An 8,064-nucleotide genomic window follows, 5' to 3' on the forward strand; every position below is an offset into this window, starting at 1 on the left:
GCGGTGGCGGGCATCACCGGCCGCGTCCGCTGTGCGTTACACTCGGCCTATCTTACTGACGAGTAACAACCGCGGGAGCCACTGATGTCCACCGGGTTCAGCCCCTACCAGCTGCCAGAAGAGTACGCCGACATCCGGGCGGCCACACGGGAAGTCTGCGACTCCGGAGTCGCCCCGCACGCCGCCGAGGCCGACGCGACCGCGAGCTTCCCCAAGCGCTCCTACGAGGCGCTCCGATCCGCCGACCTCCACGCCCCGCACATCCCCGCCGAGTACGGCGGGGCCGGCATCGACGCGCTCGGCACCGCGATCGTCATCGAAGAGGTCGCGCGCGCGTGCGCGTCCTCCTCGCTCATCCCCGCGGTCAACAAGCTCGGCTCCCTGCCGCTCCTCCTCGACGCCTCGGAGGAGCTCAAGCGCCGCTACCTGCCGCCGGTCGCCGCGGGCGAAGCGATGTTCTCGTACTGCCTCTCCGAACCCGAGGCCGGCTCGGACGCCGCGTCGATGACCACCCGCGCCGTCCGCGACGGCGACGGCTGGGTGCTCGACGGCGTCAAGCGCTGGATCACCAACGCCGGCGTGAGCGAGTTCTACACCGTCTTCGCCGTCACCGAGCCCGGCGCGGGCGCCAAGGGCATCTCGGCGTTCGTGGTCGAGAAGGGCGACGCGGGCGTCTCCTTCGGCAAGCCCGAGAAGAAGCTCGGCATCAAAGGCTCGCCGACCGCCGAGGTCTACCTCGACTCGGTGCGCCTGCCCGCCGACCGCCTCATCGGCGAAGCGGGGCAGGGGTTCTCGCTCGCGATGCGCACCCTCGACCACACCCGCGTCACCATCGCCGCGCAGGCCCTCGGCATCGCCCAGGGCGCGCTCGACGCCGCGACCGCCTACGCCGCCGAACGCGAGCAGTTCGGCAAGCCGATCGCCGCGTTCCAAGGCGTCCAGTTCCTCCTCGCCGACGCGGCCATGAAGATCAGCGCCGCAAGGGAACTCACCTACGCGGCCGCCGCCCGCTCCGAGCGCGGCGACGCCGACCTCACCTACTTCGGGGCCGCCGCCAAGTGCTTCGCCTCCGACGCGGCCATGCAGATCACCACCGACATGGTCCAGATCCTCGGCGGCTACGGCTACACCCAGGACTTCCCCCTCGAACGCATGATGCGCGACGCCAAGATCACCCAGATCTACGAAGGCACCAACCAGGTCCAGCGCATCGTCATCGCGCGGGAACTCCAGCGCGGCAAGGCGTTCTGACGAACGCATGAGCAAGGCCCGGACCACCGGTCCGGGCCTTGTCCTCGTCCATGCCGCGCCGCTACGCCCCGGCTTCGACCGGGGGCGCCTCCACCGCGGCCTCCCGGGCCTCCCGTCGCCTCGGAGCCACCAGGACCAGCGCCCACACCACCGCGAGCGCCAGATACAGGCCCGTCACGACCGGCCACGGCACCGCGAACACCCCCAAGAGGGTGCGCAAGTTCAACGCCACCACGAGCATCCCGATCGTCGACCCCAGCTTCGCCGTGGGGATCTTGCGGGTCAGCCACGCCGCCAGCGGCGCCGCGGCCATGCCGCCCACCGCCATGCCCGCCACGACCGGCCACAGCACCGTCAGCGTGTCCGGCACCGCCATCCAGAAGCCGATCACCGCCGCCGTCGACGCGAACACCTGCGCCGTCGAGACCGAACCGACCACCCGGTGCGGCTCCAGCCGCGACGTCGCCAACGTGATCGGCATCGTCACCGGGCCCCAGCCGCCCCCGCCGACCGCGGCCAGGAAACCGCCGACCAGGCCCGTGGGGACCGCGAACCCGGACCGGACCGGGCCGTGCCCCGCGCCCCGGCCGCGCACGAAGCGCCACACGATCACCGCGCCCAGCGCGATGAGGATCGCGCTCGTCACCGGCGTGGCCGCGTCGAGCCGCGTCAGCGACGCCAGCGCCCAGGCCCCGGCGAAACCGCCGACCGCACCGGGAATGCCCAGCTTCAGCGTCGTCGGCCAGTGCACGTTCTGCAGCCGGTGGTGCGAGGCCGCGCTGACCGCGCCCGTCGCGATCGTCGCCACGTTCACCGACGCCGACGCCACCGCCGGGGCGATGCCCAGCCCGAGCAGGAACGTCATCGTGATGGTGCCGAAGCCCATGCCGAGGCTGCCGTCGACGAGCTGGGCGATGAAGCCCGCGGCGACGGAGGAGAGGATGGCGAACAGCACGCGCGGCTCCCTCGGGATACGGATGGCCCCTGAATAGTCCACTAGCTCAATAGGACAAGTCAACGAGTGCCCACGCTTCGGGACGCCGAAGCGGGACGGACTTGCGACACCGCGCCCGCCCGTCCCCACATCATCGCCCGGCCCGGCAACCCCCGCCCGCTCACAGCCGGACCGCTCGCTTTTGGAGGCCTCCGCCACCCGGTCAGGGGCCGGATGCGCCACCCGAGACGAGGGTCATAGCGTGGACGAACAGACCTGGTTACGCTCGCCTAGCTGACATACGGCTCGGTAGCATCACCGAGCGTGACCCGCCATTCACCTGGCACGCCACGGCGGCGCCCGCGCCGCCGCACACAACCCGAGGGCCTGCGAACCGCACAGGCAGCCTTAATGCAGAGGAGCATTCGATGGGTAAGAAAGTCACGGTCGTCGGCGCCGGATTCTACGGCTCCACCACCGCCCAGCGCCTGGCCGAGTACGACGTCTTCGACGAAGTCGTCCTCACCGACATCGTCGAGGGCAAGCCCGAGGGCATCGCCCTCGACATGAACCAGTCCCGCACCATCGAGGGCTTCGAGACCAAGGTCGTCGGCGCCACCACCGACAACGACGGCAACGGCTACGAGAAGACCGCCGGCTCCGACGTCATCGTCATCACCGCCGGCCTCCCCCGCAAGCCCGGCATGAGCCGCATGGACCTCCTCGAGGTCAACGCCCGCATCGTCCGCGGCGTCACCGAGAACCTCGTCAAGCACTCCCCGAACGCCGTCATCATCGTCGTCTCCAACCCCCTCGACGAGATGACCGCGCTCGCCCAGCTCGCCTCCGGCTTCCCCAAGCACCGGGTCCTCGGCCAGGCCGGCATGCTCGACACCGCCCGCTTCACGAACTTCGTCGCCGAAGAACTCCAGGTCCCCGTCAAGTCCGTGACGACCCTGACGCTCGGCTCCCACGGCGACACCATGGTCCCCGTCCCCAGCCAGTCCTCCGTCGACGGCAAGCCGCTCGCCGACCTCCTCCCCGCCGAGAAGATCGAGGAGCTCGTCACCAAGACCCGCAACGGCGGCGCCGAGATCGTCGCCCTCCTCAAGACCGGCTCCGCCTACTACGCCCCCTCCGCCGCCGCCGCCCGCATGGCCAAGGCCGTCGCCGAAGACTCCGGCGCCGTCATGCCCGTGTGCGCCTGGGTCGACGGCGAATACGGCATCTCCGGCGTCTACCTCGGCGTCAACGCCGAGATCGGCGCCGAAGGCGTCAAGAAGGTCGTCGAAACCCCCCTCAACGACGACGAACTCGCCAACCTCAAGGAAGCCGCCGAAGCCGTCCGCACCAAGCAGGCCGACGTCGCCGGGCTGTAACCCGCGCTTCCCGCACCGTTCAAACGCAGTTCAAGGGGCGCCCGCTCGCGGGCGCCCCGCCCGTTTCCACCCGCACCCCGATATCGGATTCGCCGGCTACGCCCCGGTCGCTAGGCTTACGCCCGTGATCGCCGCAGACCAGCGCCGCACCGGCGCCCAGGCCTGGAGGCCCTTCGTCCCGAAGCGGCCGCGCTCGTGGATCCCCGAGATCGCCCTGGCCCTCGCCTTCATCGCCCTCACGATCCCCCTCGCCTGGCCCAGCCCCCTCGTCGACCTCGACATCTGGATCCGCGACCTCTCCGACGCGAACCGGCCCGACTGGGCCAACCTCATCGCGATCCAGACCAACCGGCTCGGCCAAGGCGGCCTCCTCGGCGGCATCGCGCTCAGCCTCGCGGCGATCCTCGCCTGGCGCGGCCGCAACGTCCGCCCCCTCGTCGCCTTCCTCGCCGCCTACGGCATGGCAGGAGCAGTCCTCGTCCTCAAATTCGCGCTGCCGCGCGTCTACCCCCACTGGCCCGAAGCCTCCGACCCGCCCTACGCCGACGCGACCCAGTCAGTCCTGTTCTCGGGACTCGAACCCTCCGGGGCCTACCCGTCAGGACACGTGCTCAACACCATCGTCTGGTACGGGTTCATCGTGTTCCTCGTAGGCGCGCAATGGAACCCGACCGCACGGCGACTGTTCCTGATCCTCCCGCCGATCATCGTCACCTTCTCGACGACCTACCTCGGCTGGCACTGGTTCACCGACACCCCCGCCGGACTCTTCATCGGCATCGCCATCCTCCGCACCGTCCAACGCATCCCATGGGACACAGTGGCACTGCCGATCTGGCTCGAACCCGAACGGCGATATCGCTGACCGACGCACGCCACCCCCGCACGGTATCGTCGTCGCATGCCCACACCGGCGCCCCAAGGCCCGCCCCTCCAACGCCGCCTCGGACTCCACTCAGCCATCACCATCGGACTCGCCTCCATGCTCGGCGCCGGCGTCTTCGCCGTATGGGCGCCCGCCGCCGAAGCCGCCGGATCCGCCCCCGGCCTCCTCGCCGCCCTCGCCATCGCCGGACTCATCGCCTACTGCAACGCCCGCTCCACCGCCCGCCTCGCCGCCCTCCACCCCCAAGCCGGCGGCGCCTACATCTACGGCACCATCCGGCTGAACCCCGCCGCCGGATTCACCGCCGGCTGGGCCTTCCTCGTCGGCAAGACCGCCTCCGCCGCCGCCATGGCCCTCACCCTCGGCGCCTACCTCCTGCCCGACCACCCGCGCGCCCTCGCCGCCGCCACCGTCGTCGCCTTCTGCGCCATCAACCTCCTCGGCGTCAAACGCACCGCCCTCGCCTCCGCCGTCTTCGCCGCGATCACCCTCGCCGTACTCGCCGCCGTCATCATCGCCGGAGCCGCCGGCCCCGTCGCCGCACAACCCCTCGACGGCACCCGCCCCTGGGGCGTCCTCACCGCCGCCGGATTCCTCTTCTTCGCCTTCGCCGGCTACGCCCGCATCGCCACCCTCGGCGAAGAAGTCACCAACCCCGAACGCACCATCCCCCGCGCCGTCCCCATCGCACTCGGCATCACCTTCACCGTCTACCTGCTCGTCGCCCTCACCGCCCTGAGCGTCCTCGGCACCGGCACCCTCGCCGCCTCCACCGCACCCCTCGCCGACCTCGCAGGCGCCAGCGCACCCGCCCTCAAACCGGTCGTCGCCATCGGCGCCGGCGTCGCCGTCGCCGGAGTCCTCCTCAGCCTCCTCGCCGGCATCGGCCGCACCGCGCTGGCGATGGCGCGCGACCGGCGGTTGCCGGGGGCACTGGCGGCGGTCTCGGAGCGGTTCGGGGTCCCCTGGGCGGCCGAGCTCGCGGCGAGCGGCCTCGTCCTGATCCTCGTGTCCACACTGGATCTATCGGGCGCGATCGGGTTCTCCAGCTTCTGCGTGCTGGTCTACTACGGCGTCGCGAACGCCTCAGCGGTCACGCTCGACCGGCGCGCCCCGCTCCCGTGGCTGGGGCTCGCAGGCTGCATGCTCGTGGCCGCGAGCCTCCCGCTCTCCGCGGTGCTCGGCGGCTTGGCCGTCTTCGCGGTCGGCGCAGGCTGGTTCGCCCTCACCGAACGTCGCACCCGCACACCATGACTGCCGGTAACCCGCAACACGGCGAGCGGCGGCAGAACGGTGCACTCCGATTGCCGCACTTGCACATCGTGACCGTCAGGCACCCGCAAGACCCACATCGCAGCGGCGGTTGAACGGTTGCCCGCCGTCAGCAGGGTTGAACGGTTGCCCGCCGATCGTCGCCCCCGCCACCGTGACCCGAGGCTCGGAAGCGCGAGCGCTGCCGCACCGCGCATCGGCCGGACGGCCGCACCGAACGCCACGAAGGCCCCGCCCCAGCCGTCTCCGCGAAGTCTCGTCAGCGCTCCGCGCGGCGCTGATCCCGCGCGGCTCTGAGCCGCCGGACGACCGCGGGCTGCTCCGCGGCCGCCTCCGGGTGATCGATGAGCCGGGCCAGATGCTGGTAGTACCGCTCAGGGGTGAGCTCCAGCTCATCGCTGATGGCCTGCGTCTTCGCACCCGACGCCCGCCACCAGCGCGCCTCGAACGCGAGGAGCCGCGAGTCCTGCGAACTCAACTTCGACTCGGGCTGGTACGGCCCTGGCTCGCGCGGCTCCCGCTGCGGTGCCGGCTGCCGCGGGGGCGCCTCCCGTGCCTTCGGGAGCGACGCCTCCTGCGGTCCGCGCGCGGACCGCGGAGCAGGCAGCCGCTCCTCACCTCCCTGGCGCGCACGCGAAATGGACTTGGCGGGGCGATGGCCGGGAGGCATGGGGCAACTCCTCGTAAATGTACGGCTCCGCAATCGGACGCCGTGACTACTCGATCCAGTCGATCAGGTCCGCCACCGAATCCTTGACGTGGTTCGGACGGAAGGGGTACCGCTCGACTTCTTCCATAGTGTCAGTGACCCCCGACAAAACGAGGACCGTCTCGAGCCCCGCCTCGAGGCCCGACAGCACGTCGGTGTCCATGCGGTCGCCGATCATCACCGTCGTCTCCGAGTGGGCCCCGATGCGGCGCAACGCGTTCCGCATCATCAGAGGATTCGGCTTCCCCGGGAAGTACGCCTCTGAACCCGTCGCGGCAGTGATCATCGCCGCAACCGCGCCGACGCCGAGCATGAGGCCCTCGGGGCTCGGCCCGGTCGTGTCCGGGTTGGTGCAGATCAACCGCGACCCGGACTTGACCAGGCGCACCGCCGTGGTGAGCGCCCCGAAGTCGTACCGCCGGGTCTCGCCGAGCACCACGTAGTCGGGCCGGTAATCGGTGAGCACGTAGCCGATCTCGTGCAGCGCCGTGGTCAGCCCCGCCTCGCCGATGACGTAGGCCGAGCCCTTGGGCCGCTGCGACTGCAGGAAGTCCGCTGTCGCCATCGCCGAGGTGTAGATCGACTCGACCGGCACCGCCAGCCCGGAGTTCTTCAGCCGCACATGCAGGTCGCGCGGGGTATAGATCGAGTTGTTCGTCAGGACGAGGAACCGCTTCCCCGCCGACTGCAACTTCTCGATGAGCTTGTTGGCGCCGGGAACCGGCACGCCCTCGTGGACGAGCACGCCGTCCATGTCCGAGAGCCAGCTGTCGAAGGGTCCAGGTGTAGTCATGCTCAACATCTTGCCATCGCTCGGAGAAAACGACGAGGACCGGACGTAAAGTGGTGCCCGTGGAGACGGCATTGACGGCCGTGCTCGTCATCGCCGCAGGCGCCATGGCGGGCGCACTCGGCTACTGGACCATTCGAACCGCGAGGAACAAATGAGCGAGCGCGAAGTACCCGAAGAGTTCGCCTCGACCTTCCAACAGGTCGAGCCCTACCCGTTCGAGGAGACCGACGACCTGCGCCGCGGGCCTAACTTGCACGACGACCTGCTGCCGCTGCTGCCCCTCGTCGGCCGCTGGCGCGGTCGTGGCCAGGGCGGCTACCCCGGCACCGAGGACTTCCTGTACGCCCAGGAGATCAGCTTCCTCCATGACGGTCGGCCGTTCCTGCGCTACCACGCCCGGTCCTGGATCATCGACGTCGACGGCAAGCCCGTGCGCCCCGCGGCGCAGGAGACCGGCTGGTGGCGCGTGGTGCAGGGCAAGGATCCCAAACGCCCCGAGATCGAAGTGCTCCTCTCGCACCCGACGGGCATCCTCGACCTGTACTACGGGCACGTGGACGGCATGCAGATCGAGATCGCCACCGACGCGGTGGTGCGCAGCCCGCAGGCCAAGGAGGTCACCGCAGGCAAGCGCCTGTACGGCATCGTGGAGGGCGCCCTCATGTACGCGCAGGAGTTGGCCGCGGAGGGCAAGCCTTTGAGCCCCCACCTGAGCGCCAGCCTGAGCCGGGTGGCGGGGTAGTCGTCGAGATCGGTTGTCGCGGGCGGCCGGACTGGTTGTCCGGCCGCCCGCTGCGGGTCCTCCTAGTAGGGGGGGCGGCCCGGGGGGGGAGCGGCGCC

8 protein-coding genes are annotated in these 8,064 nt (G+C 70.6%); 5 read left to right on the forward strand and 3 right to left on the reverse strand.

Going from position 1 to position 8,064, the window contains the following annotated elements; translation table 11 throughout:
* The first annotated feature begins 84 nt into the window (after positions 1 to 84).
* The gene (locus O1R50_RS02550) at positions 85 to 1,251 is read left to right on the forward strand and encodes an acyl-CoA dehydrogenase family protein (RefSeq protein WP_270108287.1); all 1,167 of its coding nucleotides are present in this window, start codon (positions 85 to 87) and stop codon (positions 1,249 to 1,251) included.
* Positions 1,252 to 1,312: 61 nt separating this feature from the next.
* On the opposite strand, the gene O1R50_RS02555 is transcribed toward O1R50_RS02550, so the two are convergent.
* Positions 1,313 to 2,206, reverse strand: a complete 894-nt coding sequence (locus tag O1R50_RS02555) for a sulfite exporter TauE/SafE family protein (RefSeq protein ID WP_270108288.1) — start codon at positions 2,204 to 2,206, stop codon at positions 1,313 to 1,315.
* A gap of 407 nt (positions 2,207 to 2,613) precedes the next feature.
* On the opposite strand from O1R50_RS02555, the gene mdh reads away from it, so the two are divergent.
* The 3 genes from mdh (at position 2,614) to O1R50_RS02570 (ending at position 5,704) form a co-directional block, all read left to right on the forward strand.
* Positions 2,614 to 3,564, forward strand: a complete 951-nt coding sequence (gene mdh / locus O1R50_RS02560; RefSeq protein ID WP_270108289.1) for a malate dehydrogenase — start codon at positions 2,614 to 2,616, stop codon at positions 3,562 to 3,564.
* 124 nt (positions 3,565 to 3,688) lie between these two features.
* The gene (locus tag O1R50_RS02565) at positions 3,689 to 4,429 is read left to right on the forward strand and encodes a phosphatase PAP2 family protein (protein ID WP_270108290.1); all 741 of its coding nucleotides are present in this window, start codon (positions 3,689 to 3,691) and stop codon (positions 4,427 to 4,429) included.
* 36 nt (positions 4,430 to 4,465) lie between these two features.
* Positions 4,466 to 5,704, forward strand: a complete 1,239-nt coding sequence (locus O1R50_RS02570; protein WP_270108291.1) for an APC family permease — start codon at positions 4,466 to 4,468, stop codon at positions 5,702 to 5,704.
* A 277-nt stretch (positions 5,705 to 5,981) separates the two neighbouring features.
* On the opposite strand, the gene O1R50_RS02575 is transcribed toward O1R50_RS02570, so the two are convergent.
* Positions 5,982 to 6,200 (reverse strand): DUF3263 domain-containing protein, encoded by a 219-nt coding sequence (locus O1R50_RS02575; RefSeq protein WP_270108292.1) that lies wholly within the window; start codon positions 6,198 to 6,200, stop codon positions 5,982 to 5,984.
* 238 nt (positions 6,201 to 6,438) lie between these two features.
* Positions 6,439 to 7,224 carry an HAD-IIA family hydrolase gene (locus O1R50_RS02580; RefSeq protein WP_205328027.1) on the reverse strand — a complete coding sequence of 262 codons (786 nt, stop codon included), beginning with the start codon at positions 7,222 to 7,224 and terminating at the stop codon, positions 6,439 to 6,441.
* Positions 7,225 to 7,375: 151 nt separating this feature from the next.
* On the opposite strand from O1R50_RS02580, the gene O1R50_RS02585 reads away from it, so the two are divergent.
* Positions 7,376 to 7,966, forward strand: coding sequence for an FABP family protein (locus tag O1R50_RS02585; protein ID WP_270108293.1), 591 nt, complete (start codon positions 7,376 to 7,378; stop codon positions 7,964 to 7,966).
* The last annotated feature ends 98 nt before the right edge of the window (positions 7,967 to 8,064 follow it).

Origin of the sequence: Glycomyces luteolus (assembly GCF_027622875.1) — a bacterium.
Lineage (GTDB): Bacteria > Actinomycetota > Actinomycetes > Mycobacteriales > Micromonosporaceae > Glycomyces > Glycomyces luteolus.

Coding starts and splice junctions, on each gene's coding strand:
- O1R50_RS02550 (WP_270108287.1), top strand. CDS start 85: ATGTCCACCGGGTTCAGCCCCTACCAGCTGCCAGAAGAGTACGCCGAC.
- mdh (WP_270108289.1), top strand. CDS start 2,614: ATGGGTAAGAAAGTCACGGTCGTCGGCGCCGGATTCTACGGCTCCACC.
- O1R50_RS02570 (WP_270108291.1), top strand. CDS start 4,466: ATGCCCACACCGGCGCCCCAAGGCCCGCCCCTCCAACGCCGCCTCGGA.
- O1R50_RS02580 (WP_205328027.1), bottom strand. CDS start 7,224: ATGACTACACCTGGACCCTTCGACAGCTGGCTCTCGGACATGGACGGC.
- O1R50_RS02585 (WP_270108293.1), top strand. CDS start 7,376: ATGAGCGAGCGCGAAGTACCCGAAGAGTTCGCCTCGACCTTCCAACAG.